The sequence below is a fragment of the Candidatus Pelagibacter sp. HIMB1587 genome (assembly GCF_052047775.1).
In the GTDB taxonomy this organism is placed as follows: domain Bacteria; phylum Pseudomonadota; class Alphaproteobacteria; order Pelagibacterales; family Pelagibacteraceae; genus Pelagibacter.
In genome coordinates this window covers 559320-574728 of the sequence record NZ_JBNAJJ010000001.1, presented here as the reverse complement: position 1 = coordinate 574728, position 15409 = coordinate 559320, and the positions used below count along the sequence as shown (strand labels likewise).

Here is a 15409-nt window from a genome sequence, read left to right as displayed (position 1 = left end):
TTTTTAATGAACGATAGATTAAATACTATTGTCGATTTAAAAAGATATCCTATTCACGATTTAAATTCTCCAATCATTAAAAATTTAGTTAAAAAATGTAAGGAAGAATTAGACCAATATAGTTGTTCAACTATCCCAAATTTTATTTTGTCTAAATCTTTAGAGGTAATGAATATAGAATTGGAAAAACAACTTGATGAAGTTTACATGTCAAAAGAAAGCATCAATGCATATCTTTATGCTAAAGATGATCCAAGTTTACCTGTAAAACATCCAAAAAGAAATTTTATGGAAAGGTATAATGGATATTTAAATTCAGATTGCTTTCCAAAAAATTCAGAAATGAAATATCTTTATGAAACAGAAGAACTTTTAAAATTTGTTTCTGCATGTTTAGGAATTTCTCCTATTTATAGATGGGCAGATCCTTTAGCTTGTCATGCGTACAATGTTATGAAACCAGATGGAATTCTTCCTTGGCATTTTGATAGTTGTGAATTCACTCTAAGCTTGATGATACAGAAACCTGAAAAAGGAGGTGTTTTTGAATATTGTCCAAATATTAGAGCACCAGGAAACGAAAATTTTGATGAGGTAAAAAAAGTTTTAGAAGGAAATCGATCAAGAGTAAGGCAGCTTAAATTAGAACCAGGAGATCTTCAAATTTTTAAAGGAAGATTTACACTTCATAGAGTTACAAAAGTAGAAGGTCAAAAATCCAGATATATGTGTATTCCTGCTTATGTCTTAGATCCTTATAGAGTAAATACTCCAGAACACTCAAAAGCAATTTATGGTAAAGTTTTACCAATTCATATAGAAAGAAATCAGGCTAGATCCGATGGATTAACTGATTAAATGACTAGTAATATTAAAATAAAGAGAATTAATTCTGAGATTTCATCAATTATTATTGATGAACCAAAAACATATAATTCTCTTTCATTTAAAAATCTTTCCGATTTATTAAAATCATTAAAAAAATTAGATGCTGATAAAAAAACTAAAGTAATAATTATAGAGGGTGCAGGTAAAGGATTTAGCGCTGGTCACAATCTAAAAGAAGTTAGAAGTCTTAAGAATAAAGATAAATATCAAAAGTTATTTAATCTTTGCTCAAAGGTTATGTTGCAAATTGTTGAAGGAAAAAAACCAGTTATTGCTAAGGTTCATGGCGCAGCTTTCGCAGCAGGCTGTCAGTTAGTTGCAAGTTGTGATCTTGCATATAGCACTAAAGACTCATTATTTGCGACACCAGGTGTAAATATTGGATTGTTTTGCAGCACACCAATGGTGGCCGTTAGTAGAAAAATTAATCGTAAACCAATGATGCAGATGCTTCTAACAGGAGAGCCTATCAAAGCAAATTATGCAAAAGAAATTGGTTTAATAAATGATCATTTTTCCAAATCAAAATTAAATGATGAAGTTTTGAAAGTTGCAAAAAAAATTGCATCGAAATCAAATTTGACCATTAAAATTGGAAAACAAGCTTTTTATAAACAATTAGAAATGCCTTTAAGAAAAGCCTATGCGCACACTAGCAAAATGATGACAGTTAATATGATGGCAATGGATGCCAAAGAGGGTATTTCGGCCTTTTTAGAAAAAAGACAACCAAATTGGAAACATAAATAATAATGAAGAACAAAAAAAATATACTCATTATTTTATTTGTTATTTTTGGAATGTACTTTGTATTAAATTTTAAAGATCATAATTTAAAAAGAGCAGTGGATGCTTGTATTGCAGGAAGTCAAAAATTATCTGAGACTAAAATTACTGATTTGGAAGAAGCAAGAAAATTCTGCGAGGAACAAATTAAAAAAGAAAACAAATAACAAAATGAGCGACATAAAGAGGATTTTAGAAAATTCTAAGTCTATAGCAATGATTGGTGTCAGTAATGATTTAAAAAAACCCTCAACTATTGTAATGAAATATATGCAAGAATATGGTTATAAAGTTTATCCAGTTAACCCATCAGCAAAGGGTAAAAAAATTTTAGGTGAGGAAGTGTATGCTTCGATAACAGAGATTAAAGATCCTATAGACATTGTAGATGTTTTTAGACCTTCTAAAGAAGCCTTTGGTATAGCTGAAGATACAGTGAAAATTGGTGCTAAGGTATTATGGTTACAACTTGGAATAAGAGATGAAAATGCCAAGTCACTTGTAGAAAAAAATAATATAGAATATATAGAAAACAAATGTACCAAAATGGAATATCAAAAATTTTTTTTAAAAGTAAGACAGGCTTTTCCTGTTTTGAGTAATTAATTTTATGAACATAGTAAATTTTACACCAATACCGGCTTTTACTGGTGGATTGATAATTGGATTAGCAGTAGTGGTATTTTTTTTACTGAACGGTCGTTTAGTTGGAATTAGTGGGATTGCAAGTAACGCTTTAACAGAAAAAGAAAATAAATTTGATAATTTATTATTCTTGTTGGGTTTAATTATTGCACCATTTATTTACTCCTTATTTTCTAATAGAGGAATAAACATTAGTATTTCTAATTCTTATGTCTTGATGATAGCAGCTGGTTTGTTGGTTGGAATCGGAACACGGATCAGTGGTGGTTGTACAAGTGGCCACGGTATAAGCGGTATTGGAAGATTTTCTTTAAGATCAATTGTTGCAACAATTACATTTATGATTGTTGGAATATTAACTGTATTTGTAAAAAATTTATTATGAACAAATTAGCTTCCCTTCTTTCAGGTATAATATTTGGTATTGGTTTAGTGATATCTGAAATGGTTAATCCAGCAAAAGTATTAGGCTTTTTAGATTTATTTGGAAATTGGGATCCCTCTCTTGCATTTGTGATGATGGGAGCTTTGGTTGTTTCATCTCCTTTGTTTCATATAATTAAGAAAAAAGAAAAACCACTGCTTGCAGAGAAATTTAATTATTCAAATAACAAAACAATTAATAATCAATTAATATTAGGTTCAGCTTTATTTGGTGCTGGATGGGGATTGGGTGGATTATGTCCTGGTCCAGCTATAACTTCTGTTGCTTTATTGAATATTTACTCAATAACTTTTGTTGTTTCAATGTTAGTTGGTTTTTATTTTGTGAAAACTTTGAATTTAAACAAAGTTAAGTAACTATAAAACTTAAATTAACCGTGATCATCAATTCTTTATTTGTCTATGGTTCATTACAACCTGGTGAAGCAAATGAAAATTATTTAAAACATTTGGAAGGTACTTGGAAACAGGGATTTGTTTTAGGCAATTTATTTAAAAAAGGATGGGGAAATAAAATTGGTTTTCCTGTGATTCAATTGGACAAATCAGGAGAAAAAGTTAGTGGCTGGTTACTTGAATCAGATAATCTTCAAAATAATTTAAAAATGTTGGATGATTTTGAAGGAAAAGAATACAGAAGATCTACAACCAACGTTTATTTGAATGATGGATCTATACAATTAGCTTATATTTATGAATTAAATGAATAAAATTTTAAAATTTTTAGACAGCACTTTTTTAGATTTGGGTCGACAATTTAAATGGACTTATCTTCCTCCTTTGATGGTTTATGTTGCAGCTGGTATTTCTGGATTAACTGGAATAGTTGGAACTTTTTTTGTTAAAGACTACTTAAATTTATCTGCAGCATTTTTAGCTGGACTTGGGTTTTGGGCTGGAATTCCATGGGCTTTAAAAATGCCTTTAGGACATTTGGTAGATCTTATATGGGATAGAAAAAATTATATGGTTTACTTTGGAGCTTCTTTAATCGCTTTAAGTTTGCTGATTATGTATGGACTTATAATTCATACAGAAGACATGTCTGAAATTTTCACAGTTGAGACTTGGTTTGTGATTAGCGTAATTTTAGCACCTGTTGGTTATGTAATTCAAGATGTTGTTGCTGATGCTATGACTGTTGAAGCTGTCCCATTAACTGATGAGAGTGGAAATGATTACAGTAAAGATCAAGTTAAAATTATGCATACAACAATGCAAACCCTTGGTCGTTTTGCAATTATTGGAGGCACTGTTTTAGTTGCGTTGGTGAATGTAATTTTATTTAGAGATGTAGATAGCCTAGAACAGTCTGCTAAAATTTCTCTATACGGTAAAATTTATTTATATGCGTTAGTTATTCCAGTTGTTTCAATCTTAGGGGTATTTTTAGCAAAATATTTAAGGAATAAGAAAATTCAAAATTTAAAATCTAAAGGACTTGAATTTAAAGAAGAAAGAGGAACTGAGAAAACAAAAATTAATTGGTGGATCCTTGGAGGAAGCTTAATTTTTGTTATTTTCACTTTATCTATCGGATCGTTCAAAGTTCCTTTTGCACAAGAAATTGTTTTCATTGGTTCAGTTATCATAATTTTATTTTTGATGTTTAAGCTCATCAAAGAGTTGCCAGAAAATTTAAGGTTAACAATTGTTGGTACTGCAGTAATTATATTTATATTTAGAGCAATGCCAAGTCCTGGTCCTGGTCTAACGTGGTTTGAAATTGATGAACTTGGTTTTAATGAACAATTTTTTTCAATTTTGTCTTTACTGGCATCAATTTTAACATTGGCTGGAATTGTTTTATTGAGACCTTTTATGGCCAATAACTCAATTGCAAAAATTATTGTTGTATTAAGTATAGCTGGTGCAATTTTATTTTTACCAAGTGTTGGAATGTATTATGGATTTCATAATTGGACCGCTTCAATAACAGGTGGTGTAGTTGATGCTAAATTTATAGCGATACTAAATACAGCTTTAGAGTCTCCATTAGGTCAGGTATCAATGATACCTTTATTAGCTTGGATTGCTAAAAATGCCCCTTCACATCTTAAAGCAACTTTTTTTGCAGTTTTTGCTTCTTTTACAAATTTAGCTCTTTCAGCAAGTGCTTTAGGGACAAAATATTTAAATCAAATTTTTACAGTTACTAGAGAAGTAAAAGATAAAGTTTCAGGAGAAATTCAAACTAATGCTGATTATTCAGAGCTTGGGATATTGTTAATTGTTGTAACTTTACTTACACTTATTTTGCCTATTTTATTTGTCTATATAATTAACAATAGTAAGTACAAAACCTCAGAATAAACAATAATTTTATAGTTTTTTTGGTTTTTTTTGTTAATTAAAAATTATGAAAAAAATTTTCCTAGTTTACGGTCATTATAATGAAAATTCATTTAACGCAGCAATTAAAAATGAATTTATCAAACACTCCGAATTAAAAGGTAACAAAGTAGACGTTGTAGATTTATACAAAGAAAAATTTGATCCTGTATTTGCTGGAGAAGACCCAAGTGCTGAAGTCTTAGATCATCGTAAGAGAATAGAAGAGTGTGATACAATTGTATTAGTTGCGCCAATATGGAATTTTAGAATGCCAGCAATTGTTGAAGGATGGATTGATAAAGTGTTGGCACCGCCATGGGCATTTAGATTTAAGCAACTAGTTGGAAACTATGGTTATCCAATTGGTAATTTAAGAAAAAAGAAAGCGGTAATTTTTTGCACATATGGTTCACCAAGACTAGCTATCACTACATTTTTTTTAAATTTACCGATTAGAAGACTTAAAAGAGGGGTATTTCATATGTGTGGCATATATAACATTACCTATCGAAGATATTTTGCAGTACCTTTTGTAAGCGACTCAAAAAGACAAGAGTTCTTAGAAGATGTTAGAAAAACTGCGAATAATATTTAGCACTTTATTAATTCTATTATTAACCACTGTTTATTCATATTCAGAGTTGATAAACCCAAACAAAAATATTACTCCAAAAGAAGTTGTTGAAATTCAACTTAATGGTCTCAAACAAAATGATTTAGAATATAAAGATAGAGGGATAGAGCAAACCTGGATCTTTGCTCACCCGAATAATAAAAGAGTAACAGGTCCCCTAGGTAATTTTAAGCGAATGATCAAAGGAGCCTCCTATAAAATGATGATTAATCATCTAAGCCACACTATTACAGAGCTTGGCAGTAGTGACAAATGGGCCCAATTTGAGGTCATTATTTTAGATAAGGACAAAATTTATCACAAGTTCAATTGGCAGGTTGAAAAATATACAGACGAAGGAGTTTTAAAAGATTGCTGGTTGACCACAATGGTCTCAAGTCCAATTCCACTCGGCAGCTCAATTTGATTATCCACAGATACATTTTTGTTTCGTTACTAATAAAAATTTAGTAGGAATCACGAAATGAAAACAAAAACTAAAGTCGTAGTAGTTGGTGGTGGAGTAGTTGGTGTCAGTGCTCTTTATCATTTAGCAAAAAAAGGTTGGTCTGATGTAGTCCTTGTTGAGAGAAAAGAATTAACTTCAGGTTCAACTTGGCATGCCGCAGGTTTGTTGCCGTTGTTTAATATGAGTTACTCTGTAGGTCAGCTACATAAGTATGCAGTAAATCTTTATAAAACTTTAGAAGAAGAAACTGGAAAAAATGTTGGCTTTAGTGTTGTTTCAAATATTCGTTTGGCAAGTACAAAAGATAGAATGGATGAATACCATCAGTACGCAGGTGTAGCTCGAACAATTGGGGTAGATGTAAAATTTTTAACTCCACAACAAGTAAAAGAAATTTGGCCTCTATGTCATACAGATGATTTAGTTGGAGCAATTCAACACCCAGAAGATGGATACATTCAACCAGCAGATTTAACACAAGCTTTAGCCACTGGTGCAAGAAATAGGGGAGCAGAGATTTATAGAAACACAACTGTTCTATCAATGAGACAAACAAAAGATGGATGGATTGTTGAAACAGATAAAGGATCAATAGAGTGTGAACATGTAATTTCTTGTTCTGGAAATTTTGCAAGACAAACTGGTGAAATGGTTGGGTTAGATATTCCAGTTATTCCTGTTGAACATCAATATATCGTGACTGAACCTCATCCTTTAATTCAACAAAGAAAAAAAGACGGTTTACCAGAAATGGGAGTTTTAAGAGATAGCGATAGTAGATGGTATATGAGAGAAGAAGCGGGTGGATTAATTTTAGGACCTTATGAAGATGGTGCACCAGCATGTTATGTAGAAGGACCATCAAAGAATTCTGAATACGAATTATTTCAAGAAGATTTAGATAGATTAGCTCCACATATCGAAGGAGCAATACATAGAGTTCCGGCCTTCGGAGAAGTTGGAGTTAAGAAAGTATATAATGGAGCAATTTGTTATACACCTGATGGAAATCCAATTGTTGGACCTGCTTGGGGACTTAAGAATTTTTGGATTAATGAAGGTCATAGTTTTGGAATAACTGCAGCAGGTGGTGCTGGTTGGCAACTTGCTGAATGGATTGTAGATGGTGAACCAACAATTGATATGTTGGGTGTTGAGCCAAGACGATATGGAAACTATGCAACAAAATCTTATTTGAAGGCTAAAAATGAAGAAGCTTATAGTCATGTATTTATAGTTCACTATCCAGATGAAGAAAGACCTGCAGCAAGACCTTTAAGAACAGCTCCGTGTTACGAAAGAATGAAAAATTTAGGAGCAGTTTTTGGACAAAAATTTGGATGGGAAAGACCTAACTTTTTTGCAACAGATGGAATGGAACAAAAGGATGATTGGTCGTTTAGAAGATCAAAATGGTTTGATGCAATTAAAAAGGAATGTCAAAACGTAAAAGAAAATGTTGGTCTTTTAGATATGACTGCCTTTGCAAAATGCAGAATAAGAGGACCTAAAGCAGAAGAGTTTTTAGACTATTTAGTTGCAAATAAGCTTCCAAAAAAGATTGGAAGAATAAATCTATGCCACGCATTAAATACCAAAGGTGGTGTGCATTCAGAATTTACAATTATGAAAGAAGCTGAGAATAGTTATTACTTAGTATCAGCTGGAGCAAATTTAAGATTAGATCATGATTGGATTCAAAAATGGATGCCAGATGATGGATCTGTAATTTTTGAAGATTTAACAAATAGCACAGGTGTCTTGGTAGTTGCTGGCCCTAAAGCAAGACAACTAATGCAAAAAGTTTCAACAGATGATTTTTCTAATGAAAACTTTAAATGGCTTACAGCAAAAAATGTGAATGTAGGATATGCACCAGTTAATGCCATGAGAGTAAATTTTGTTGGTGAACTTGGATGGGAACTTCATCATCCAATCGAGTATCAAAATCATATTTTTGATAAATTAATGGAAGCTGGTAAAGATTTAGGAATTAAACCATTTGGTATCAGAGCAATGAATAGTTTAAGAGTAGAAAAATCTTACAAATTAGTTGGAACAGAATTGTCGATTGAATATTCTCCATATGAATCAGGACTAGATAGATTTATTCATCCAAATAAAGGAAACTTTATTGGTTTAGAAGCACTTAATAAATGGAGAGAAAAAGGTTTTGATAATAAATTAGTAACTTTAGAAGTTCACAATACTAAAGATGCAGATGTTTTAGGAAATAATCCTATATTTAAAGACGGTAAGGTGGTTGGGAGAGCAACAGGTGGTGAGTTTGGATTTAGATTAGATAAATCAATAGCTCTTGCAATGGTAAAACCTGATTGTTCTAATGTGGGCGACAAATTACAAGTTGATATATTGGGTGAAATGTATGACGCTACCGTTTTAGATGAAAGTCCATACGATTCAGAAAATAATTTGTTGAGAGCTTAATGAAAATTTTAGTAGCAGTAAAAAGAGTTATTGATTACAACGTTCAAATCAGAGTTAAAGAAGATGGCACTGGCGTAGTTACAGACAATGTAAAAATGTCAACTAATCCACCAGATGATAATGCAATCGAAGAGGCAGTAAAAATTAAAGAAGCAGGAAAGGCAACTGAAGTGGTTGCAATAACTGTAGGTGAAGAAAAAGCTCAAGAAACTGTTAGAAAGGCTTTAGCAGTTGGAGCAGATAGAGGAATTCATGTAAAAGCAGATGGAATACTAGAGCCATTAGCTGTTTCAAAAATTTTACAAAAAGTTGTTGAAAAAGAAAAACCAGATTTAGTTTTTATGGGAAAACAAGCAATTGATGATGATTGTAATCAAACAGGTCAAATGTTGAGTGCATTATTAAATTGGCCACAAGCAACTTTTGCATCAAAGATTGATGTAAAAGATAACAAACTAGAAGTTACAAGAGAAATTGATGAGGGACTTGAAACAATTGAAATAAATGTTCCTGCTATTGTAACTTGTGATTTAAGATTAAATGAACCAAGATACGCTTCTCTTCCAAACATTATGAAGGCGAAGAAAAAACCAATTGAAGAAATTTCTGTATCTGATCTAGGTATTGATACTTCTCCAAGAGTAGAGCAAATTAAAGTAGAAGAGCCACCAAAAAGAAAAGCGGGTATTAAAGTGGCTAATGTAGCAGAATTAGTTCAAAAATTAAAAAATGAGGCAAAGGTAATATAATGGCAGTTTTACTTATAGCAGAACATAACAATAAAGAGCTAAGACCATTTACATTAAATGCAGCTACAGCTGCTTCACAAATTGATAGTGAAGTTCATGCTGTGATAATTGGAAATAATAGTTCAGAGGCATCAAAACAATTATCAGAACTTCCAGTAATTAAAAAAGTGTTAAGTGTGGAAGCACCACACTATGAAAATTTCACAGCAGAAAATTTTGCTCCAGTTGTTGTTAAGTTAGCAGAAAATTATTCTCATATCATTTGTTCAGCAAATACATTTGGTAAAAATTTAATGCCAAGAATTGCAGCTCATCTTGATACTTCACAAGTTAGTGACATCATAAAAGTAATATCATCTGATACTTTTGTTAGACCAATTTATGCTGGGAATGCTTTTGCAACAGTTAAAAGTAATGATGCCAAAAAATGTGTAACTATTAGACCAACTTCATTTGAACCTTGTGAAAGCTCAGGAGGTTCAGCACCAATTGAGAAAATTGATGCTGGTGAAGAATTTTCAAATACAAAATTTGTAAAAAGAGAAGAAATTAAATCTGATAGACCTGAACTTGGTACAGCTAGAATTGTTGTATCAGGTGGAAGAGGAATGCAAAGTGGAGATAACTTTAAATTAATTACGGAAATTGCCGATAAGCTTGGAGCAGCTATTGGAGCATCAAGAGCTGCAGTTGATGCAGGTTATATAAGCAACGATCATCAAGTTGGACAAACTGGAAAAGTTGTTGTGCCAGATTTATACATAGCTGTTGGAATATCAGGAGCAATTCAGCATTTAGCAGGTATGAAAGAGAGTAAAGTTATAGTTGCAATTAATAAAGATGGTGAAGCTCCGATTTTCAGTGTCGCAGATTACGGACTTGAAGCAGATCTCTTTGAAGCCTTGCCTCAGTTCATGGAAGAGCTGAACAAATTAAACACTATACAAAAATAATCCTTACAGTTAAAAACTAGATTATGTCTAGAGAATCTATGGAATATGATGTTGTAATCATTGGTGGTGGCCCATCAGGATTAGCGACTGCAATTAAGTTAAAACAATTAGATTCAAATTTGAACGTTTGTTTGCTTGAAAAAGCTTCAGAAATAGGAGCTCATATTTTGAGCGGTAATGTTTTTGAAACAAGAGCTCTAGATGAGTTATTACCCAATTGGAGAGAACTTAACTCGCCAATTAAAACCAAAGTAACAAAAGAAAAATTTTTATTTTTAGGAAAAACAAAATCTTTAAGTTGGCCAACTTGGCTTTTGCCAGCAGTTCAACAAAATCATAAAAATTATATTATTAGTTTAGCTAACTTATGTAGATGGTTAGCTGAACAAGCAGAAGCTTTGGGTGTAGAAATTTTTCCAGGTTTTCCAGCAAGTGAAATTTTATATAACGATGACGGCTCTGTTAAAGGAGTAGCTACCCAAGATATGGGTATAGATAAAGAGGGTAACAAAAAAGATAGCTTTGAACCAGGTATTGAGCTTTTAGGAAAAGTAACAGTTTTTGCCGAAGGTTGCAGAGGTCATTTAGGAAAACAATTAATTCAAAAATTTGAACTAAGTAAAGGAAAAGATCCTCAGCAATATGGAATTGGTTTTAAGGAAATTTGGGAAATAGAAGAAAAAAATCATGAAGAAGGACTAGTAATGCATACAGCTGGATGGCCACTTGATAACAATACTTACGGTGGAAGCTTTATGTATCACGCTGAAAATAAACAAGTGTTTTTAGGCTATGTAATAGGATTGGATTACAAAAATCCACATTTATCTCCATATGATGAATTTCAAAGATTTAAAACTCATCCAGCAATTAAAAAAATAATAGAGGGAGGAAAAAGAATTTCATATGGCGCAAGAGCATTAATCGAGGGAGGATTTCAAAGTTTACCTAAAATGTTTATGCCAGGTGCATTATTAGTAGGATGTGATGCCGGTACATTAAATATGCCTAAAATTAAAGGCTCCCATACCGCAATGAAAAGTGGAATGATAGCAGCTGAAACTATCAACGAACACTTAAAAGAAAATAAAGATTTATCTAATTATGAAGATAAATTTAAAAAAAGTTGGTTATATAAAGAATTATTTGAGGCTCGAAATGTAAAACCTAGTTTTAGTTGGGGACTAATTTTGGGGATTATCTTTACAGGTATTGATCAAATTTTGTTCAGAGGAAAGCTTCCGTTCACTCTTAAACATAAACATACAGATCATGAAACATTAAAACCTGCAAGTCAAATGCCCAAAATTGATTATCCAAAGTACGATAATGTAATAACTTTTGATAAAACTAGTTCAGTTTATCTTACAGGAACTAACCATGCTGACAATCAACCTGTCCACTTACAACTTAAAGATCCTGATTTACCAATCAAATACACTTTAGAAAAATTTGATGAACCTGCACAAAGATATTGTCCTGCTGGAGTATACGAAGTGCAGAAAGAAAATGATGTTAATAAGTTTGTAATTAATTCGCAAAATTGTATTCACTGTAAAACTTGCGATATTAAAGAACCTTCACAAAACATAAATTGGGTGACACCAGAAGGTGGTGGTGGACCAAGATATGGAAATATGTAAATTAGGACAAATCTATTGCAAACTTTTTTAAAGTTTCAATAGGTACATATTTAAGAGTGTTTTCGTGGGTTCTTTTTAGAAATATTGGACATCCTTTACCAGCTTCAACTGCTCTTGCATACCAACTAGCACACAAACACCATCCATCTCCATCTTTTAAACCTGGAAACCCAAATTCAGGATGTGGAGTAATTAAATCGTTACCTGCTTCTTTCATCCACTCTAAGCATTCGGTAGTAACTTTAGCACAAACTGTATGAAGTCCATGATCATTCTCGTCAGTGTTACAACAACCATCACGAAACCAACCTGTTAATGGATCATTGGAGCATTCTTCTAGATCTTCGCCTAGAACATTTTTTTGTTTTTCACTCATTAAATCTTAGTAGGATTTGGTTGTCCTTTATAAACTTCTTCAGGATCAAATTTTTTTTCATTTTCAAGAAATTCCATCTCTACTTTACGTCCATTATCAATTGGTCCCATAGGAATAGATCTATAAAAGCATGATCTGTATCCAACATGGCAACTAGCACCGTCTCCTATATCAACTGTTAACCAAATTGAGTCTTGATCGTCATCAATTCTGATCTCAGTTACTTTTTGAGTAAAGCCACTTGTTTTACCTTTGTGCCAGATTGCTTTTCTAGATCTACTAAAGTAGTGAGCTTCTTTGGTTTCAATTGTTTTTTTTAATGCCTCAACATTCATATAGCCGTGCATTAAAATATCTTTGGTTTTTGAACACATTGTAATGACAGGTATTAAGCCATCATTATCAAATTTTGGTGAAAGAAGATTTCCTTCCTCGATATCGTAGATATTTTCTCTTTTTTTGAACATAGAATGTGATTATGTAGCACATATCTAGATATAATAAATATTTTAAAATCAGGTAATTACTGTATAAAAAGGCGCTATGAAATTAGTAAAAGACACTGACAACAAGTTAAATGAAAATAAGCAAGTTTCAGACAAAGATGCTGAAGAAGCTTTTAAAACAATTTTAACATGGATGGGTGAAGACCCAAATAGAGAAGGTTTATTAGAAACTCCAAAAAGAGTTGTTAAAGCATTTAAAGAATATTTTAAAGGTTACAAAGAAGATCCAGATAAAATTTTGGATAAAACTTTTGGTGATGTAGAGGGATATGATGACATGGTTGTCCAGAAAAATATTTCTGTGCAAAGTCATTGCGAACATCATATGGCACCAATTATTGGAAAAGCTCATGTTGCTTATATTCCAAAAGAAAGAGTTGTAGGTTTAAGTAAACTTGCAAGAGTAGTTGAAGTATTTTCTAAAAGACTTCAAACTCAAGAAAGACTTACAATGCAAATTGCAAATACTTTAATGGAATCATTAGATGCAAAAGGTGTTGCAGTAACAATAGATTCAACTCATCAGTGTATGACTATGAGAGGAATTAAAAAAGAACAAGCAACTACGGTAACAAATTATTATTTAGGTCAATTCAAAGAAGATTTAAGTTTTCAAAATAGATATTTACGATTTATTAGCACTACGCTAAAAGATTAAAGTGTCTGATCAATTCAAAGCAATAGTTCTTAATCAAGAAGGTGAAAATTTTTCTAAAGAAGTAAAATCTTTAGATAGAAGTTTTTTAAAACATGGAGATGTAACTGTTCAGGTAGAATATTCTGATTTAAATTTTAAAGATGGAATGATTCTAAAGAATGGTGGAAGACTAGTAAAAGAGTATCCACACATACCAGGAATAGATTTTTCAGGAAAAGTAATTGAAAGTGAAAATTCAAAATTTAAATCAGGTGACGAAGTAATATTAACTGGTTTTAGAGTTGGAGAAATATTTTTTGGTGGTTATTCTCAGATAGCAAAAGTTAATGCAGACTTCTTAGTAAAAAAACCTGATAACTTAAGCAGCAAGCAGGCAATGATTTTAGGGACAGCAGGCTTAACTTCTTTAATGAGTGCTTTTGCAATTCAAGCAAGAGAAAGTATTTTGCTTGGAGAAAAAGTTAATGATGTTTTGGTAACAGGGGCAACTGGAGGTGTTGGCAGTGTTGCAATAATGGTTTTAACAAAGTTAGGATACAATGTAACCGCAGTATCTGGAAAAGATAGTAAGTCAGATTATTTAAAATCCTTAGGTGCAAAAAACATTATAAATAGAGCTGAATTTGATAAAGACCCAAGACCAATAGATAAAGGTTTATGGGATGGAGTAGTAGATACCGTTGGAGGAAAAATTTTAGCAAACGCAATTGCACAAACAAAGCCTAATGGAATTATAGCTGTATGTGGAAATGCTAATAGTAATGAACTTAACACCAATTTACTTCCTTTTATGTTACGAGGTATTAAGGTTTGGGGAATGGACTCTGCAAATTGCAGTATAAAAAGAAGAGAATTTATGTGGGGTGAAGCATCAAATTTAATTGATTTTGAATTGCTTGAAAAATCTGTTTTAACAGTAGGTTTAGAGGAGCTAATTGAAACTTATCCAAAAATTTTAAAAGGTGAAATTTCTGGAAGAGTATTAGTGGATGTAAATAAATAATGGATTGGGATAAATTAAAAATTTTTCATGCAGTCGCAGAAGCTGGAAGTTTTACAAATGCTACTGTAAATTTAAACCTTAGCCAATCTGCAATCAGTAGACAGATACAGTCTCTAGAGCAAGATTTGAAAGTTCAACTCTTTGAAAGACATGCAAGAGGATTAACTCTTACAGAAAACGGTGAATATGTTTTTAAAACTGCACATGAAGTAATAAGTAAGTTGAAAGAAGTTGAAACATCTTTAGGTGATCAGAAGAATAAACCAACAGGAAAATTAACCATAACAACAGTAAGAAGTTTTGGTACTCACTGGTTAACTCCTAGAATTCAAGAATTTATGAGACTTAATCCAGAGATTGAGATTGAACTAGTCTTTGATGATAAAGAATTAGATCTAAGTACAAGACAGGCTGATATTGGAATTTTCATGAGAAGACCAAAACAGCTTAATTATATTCAAAAAAAGCTAGTTGATATTAAATATTATATTTATGGATCAAATAAGTACTTAGAAAAAAATGGAATGCCAAAAACAATAAACGATCTAAATAAACATAAATTTATTTCGTTTGGAAAAGGAGCACCTTCTCCAGTTTATAATCCAGATTGGGCATTAAAAATTGGAATGCATGACGGTAAAAAAAGAAAATCAATCATGAAGGTAAATAGTGTAATGGGTCTTTTGTTAGCTGTAGAATCTGGTGTAGGGTTGGCGGCACTTCCTGAATATTTAGTGATAAATTCAAACAACGTAATAAAAGTACTTCCGAAAGTAGAAGGGCCTATAACAGAAGCGCACTTTGTTTACCCTCAGTCATTAAAAAATACTGCTAGAGTTCAAGCATTTAGAAATTTCTTATTTAGCAAAATCGGCGACTGGAAATAAAAATTTC

General features: G+C 31.9%; 19 protein-coding genes. 17 read left to right on the top strand and 2 right to left on the bottom strand.

Features of this window, described 5'->3' with window-relative positions:
• The first annotated feature begins 6 nt into the window (after window positions 1-6).
• Genes ACTTBE_RS03270 through ACTTBE_RS03205 form a run of 14 tightly spaced genes read left to right on the top strand, consistent with a single transcriptional unit; the run spans window position 7 to window position 11972 of the window.
• Window positions 7-858 (top strand): HalD/BesD family halogenase, encoded by an 852-nt coding sequence (locus ACTTBE_RS03270; protein ID WP_440677117.1) that lies wholly within the window; start codon window positions 7-9, stop codon window positions 856-858.
• The gene (locus ACTTBE_RS03265; RefSeq protein WP_440677116.1) at window positions 859-1638 is read left to right on the top strand and encodes an enoyl-CoA hydratase; all 780 of its coding nucleotides are present in this window, start codon (window positions 859-861) and stop codon (window positions 1636-1638) included.
• Window positions 1639-1640: 2 nt separating this feature from the next.
• Window positions 1641-1841 carry a hypothetical protein gene (locus ACTTBE_RS03260; protein WP_440618199.1) on the top strand — a complete coding sequence of 67 codons (201 nt, stop codon included), beginning with the start codon at window positions 1641-1643 and terminating at the stop codon, window positions 1839-1841.
• Window positions 1842-1845: 4 nt separating this feature from the next.
• A complete protein-coding gene (locus ACTTBE_RS03255) occupies window positions 1846-2280 on the top strand; it encodes a CoA-binding protein (RefSeq protein WP_440651635.1) in 435 nt (144 codons plus the stop codon).
• Between the two features lie 4 nt (window positions 2281-2284).
• Window positions 2285-2704 carry a YeeE/YedE family protein gene (locus tag ACTTBE_RS03250; RefSeq protein WP_440677115.1) on the top strand — a complete coding sequence of 140 codons (420 nt, stop codon included), beginning with the start codon at window positions 2285-2287 and terminating at the stop codon, window positions 2702-2704.
• A complete protein-coding gene (locus ACTTBE_RS03245) occupies window positions 2701-3120 on the top strand; it encodes a DUF6691 family protein (RefSeq protein WP_440651631.1) in 420 nt (139 codons plus the stop codon). Before ACTTBE_RS03250 ends, ACTTBE_RS03245 begins: the two co-directional genes overlap by 4 nt.
• A 20-nt stretch (window positions 3121-3140) precedes the next feature.
• On the top strand, window positions 3141-3473 hold the full coding sequence (locus ACTTBE_RS03240) for a gamma-glutamylcyclotransferase family protein (protein WP_262590442.1): 333 nt from the start codon (window positions 3141-3143) through the stop codon (window positions 3471-3473).
• Window positions 3466-5076 carry a hypothetical protein gene (locus tag ACTTBE_RS03235; protein WP_440677114.1) on the top strand — a complete coding sequence of 537 codons (1611 nt, stop codon included), beginning with the start codon at window positions 3466-3468 and terminating at the stop codon, window positions 5074-5076. Before ACTTBE_RS03240 ends, ACTTBE_RS03235 begins: the two co-directional genes overlap by 8 nt.
• A 46-nt stretch (window positions 5077-5122) precedes the next feature.
• A complete protein-coding gene (locus ACTTBE_RS03230) occupies window positions 5123-5692 on the top strand; it encodes an NAD(P)H-dependent oxidoreductase (protein WP_440633576.1) in 570 nt (189 codons plus the stop codon).
• Window positions 5664-6137, top strand: coding sequence for a hypothetical protein (locus tag ACTTBE_RS03225; RefSeq protein WP_440677113.1), 474 nt, complete (start codon window positions 5664-5666; stop codon window positions 6135-6137). Before ACTTBE_RS03230 ends, ACTTBE_RS03225 begins: the two co-directional genes overlap by 29 nt.
• 57 nt (window positions 6138-6194) lie before the next feature.
• A complete protein-coding gene (locus ACTTBE_RS03220) occupies window positions 6195-8627 on the top strand; it encodes a GcvT family protein (protein ID WP_440656906.1) in 2433 nt (810 codons plus the stop codon).
• Window positions 8627-9376, top strand: a complete 750-nt coding sequence (locus ACTTBE_RS03215; RefSeq protein ID WP_440677112.1) for an electron transfer flavoprotein subunit beta/FixA family protein — start codon at window positions 8627-8629, stop codon at window positions 9374-9376. The genes ACTTBE_RS03220 and ACTTBE_RS03215 overlap by 1 nt, the downstream gene beginning before the upstream one ends.
• Window positions 9376-10329 carry an electron transfer flavoprotein subunit alpha/FixB family protein gene (locus ACTTBE_RS03210; protein WP_440677111.1) on the top strand — a complete coding sequence of 318 codons (954 nt, stop codon included), beginning with the start codon at window positions 9376-9378 and terminating at the stop codon, window positions 10327-10329. Before ACTTBE_RS03215 ends, ACTTBE_RS03210 begins: the two co-directional genes overlap by 1 nt.
• Window positions 10330-10352: 23 nt before the next feature.
• A complete protein-coding gene (locus ACTTBE_RS03205; RefSeq protein ID WP_440677110.1) occupies window positions 10353-11972 on the top strand; it encodes an electron transfer flavoprotein-ubiquinone oxidoreductase in 1620 nt (539 codons plus the stop codon).
• A 1-nt stretch (window position 11973) separates the two neighbouring features.
• On the opposite strand, the gene ACTTBE_RS03200 is transcribed toward ACTTBE_RS03205, so the two are convergent.
• Together ACTTBE_RS03200 and hisI are read right to left on the bottom strand one after the other, a co-directional pair.
• Window positions 11974-12348: a DUF2237 family protein gene (locus ACTTBE_RS03200; protein WP_072090395.1), complete on the bottom strand. Its 375-nt coding sequence runs from the start codon at window positions 12346-12348 to the stop codon at window positions 11974-11976.
• A complete protein-coding gene (gene hisI, locus ACTTBE_RS03195; RefSeq protein ID WP_440677109.1) occupies window positions 12348-12815 on the bottom strand; it encodes a phosphoribosyl-AMP cyclohydrolase in 468 nt (155 codons plus the stop codon). Before hisI ends, ACTTBE_RS03200 begins: the two co-directional genes overlap by 1 nt.
• A 76-nt stretch (window positions 12816-12891) precedes the next feature.
• On the opposite strand from hisI, the gene folE reads away from it, so the two are divergent.
• From folE to ACTTBE_RS03180, 3 genes are read left to right on the top strand one after another with little or no spacing between them, the layout of a single operon-like run.
• On the top strand, window positions 12892-13512 hold the full coding sequence (folE, locus tag ACTTBE_RS03190) for a GTP cyclohydrolase I FolE (protein ID WP_075506136.1): 621 nt from the start codon (window positions 12892-12894) through the stop codon (window positions 13510-13512).
• Between the two features lies 1 nt (window position 13513).
• Window positions 13514-14515 (top strand): MDR family oxidoreductase, encoded by a 1002-nt coding sequence (locus ACTTBE_RS03185; RefSeq protein WP_440677108.1) that lies wholly within the window; start codon window positions 13514-13516, stop codon window positions 14513-14515.
• Window positions 14515-15402, top strand: a complete 888-nt coding sequence (locus ACTTBE_RS03180; protein WP_440614153.1) for a LysR family transcriptional regulator — start codon at window positions 14515-14517, stop codon at window positions 15400-15402. Before ACTTBE_RS03185 ends, ACTTBE_RS03180 begins: the two co-directional genes overlap by 1 nt.
• Window positions 15403-15409 lie beyond the last annotated feature (7 nt).

Excerpts from the sequence above, each read along its gene's own strand:
- ACTTBE_RS03270 (WP_440677117.1), top strand. The coding sequence starts at position 7 with ATGAACGATAGATTAAATACTATTGTCGATTTAAAAAGATATCCTATT.
- ACTTBE_RS03265 (WP_440677116.1), top strand. The coding sequence starts at position 859 with ATGACTAGTAATATTAAAATAAAGAGAATTAATTCTGAGATTTCATCA.
- ACTTBE_RS03260 (WP_440618199.1), top strand. The coding sequence starts at position 1,641 with ATGAAGAACAAAAAAAATATACTCATTATTTTATTTGTTATTTTTGGA.
- ACTTBE_RS03255 (WP_440651635.1), top strand. The coding sequence starts at position 1,846 with ATGAGCGACATAAAGAGGATTTTAGAAAATTCTAAGTCTATAGCAATG.
- ACTTBE_RS03250 (WP_440677115.1), top strand. The coding sequence starts at position 2,285 with ATGAACATAGTAAATTTTACACCAATACCGGCTTTTACTGGTGGATTG.
- ACTTBE_RS03245 (WP_440651631.1), top strand. The coding sequence starts at position 2,701 with ATGAACAAATTAGCTTCCCTTCTTTCAGGTATAATATTTGGTATTGGT.
- ACTTBE_RS03235 (WP_440677114.1), top strand. The coding sequence starts at position 3,466 with ATGAATAAAATTTTAAAATTTTTAGACAGCACTTTTTTAGATTTGGGT.
- ACTTBE_RS03230 (WP_440633576.1), top strand. The coding sequence starts at position 5,123 with ATGAAAAAAATTTTCCTAGTTTACGGTCATTATAATGAAAATTCATTT.
- ACTTBE_RS03225 (WP_440677113.1), top strand. The coding sequence starts at position 5,664 with ATGTTAGAAAAACTGCGAATAATATTTAGCACTTTATTAATTCTATTA.
- ACTTBE_RS03220 (WP_440656906.1), top strand. The coding sequence starts at position 6,195 with ATGAAAACAAAAACTAAAGTCGTAGTAGTTGGTGGTGGAGTAGTTGGT.
- ACTTBE_RS03215 (WP_440677112.1), top strand. The coding sequence starts at position 8,627 with ATGAAAATTTTAGTAGCAGTAAAAAGAGTTATTGATTACAACGTTCAA.
- ACTTBE_RS03210 (WP_440677111.1), top strand. The coding sequence starts at position 9,376 with ATGGCAGTTTTACTTATAGCAGAACATAACAATAAAGAGCTAAGACCA.
- ACTTBE_RS03205 (WP_440677110.1), top strand. The coding sequence starts at position 10,353 with ATGTCTAGAGAATCTATGGAATATGATGTTGTAATCATTGGTGGTGGC.
- ACTTBE_RS03200 (WP_072090395.1), bottom strand. The coding sequence starts at position 12,348 with ATGAGTGAAAAACAAAAAAATGTTCTAGGCGAAGATCTAGAAGAATGC.
- hisI (WP_440677109.1), bottom strand. The coding sequence starts at position 12,815 with ATGTTCAAAAAAAGAGAAAATATCTACGATATCGAGGAAGGAAATCTT.
- folE (WP_075506136.1), top strand. The coding sequence starts at position 12,892 with ATGAAATTAGTAAAAGACACTGACAACAAGTTAAATGAAAATAAGCAA.
- ACTTBE_RS03180 (WP_440614153.1), top strand. The coding sequence starts at position 14,515 with ATGGATTGGGATAAATTAAAAATTTTTCATGCAGTCGCAGAAGCTGGA.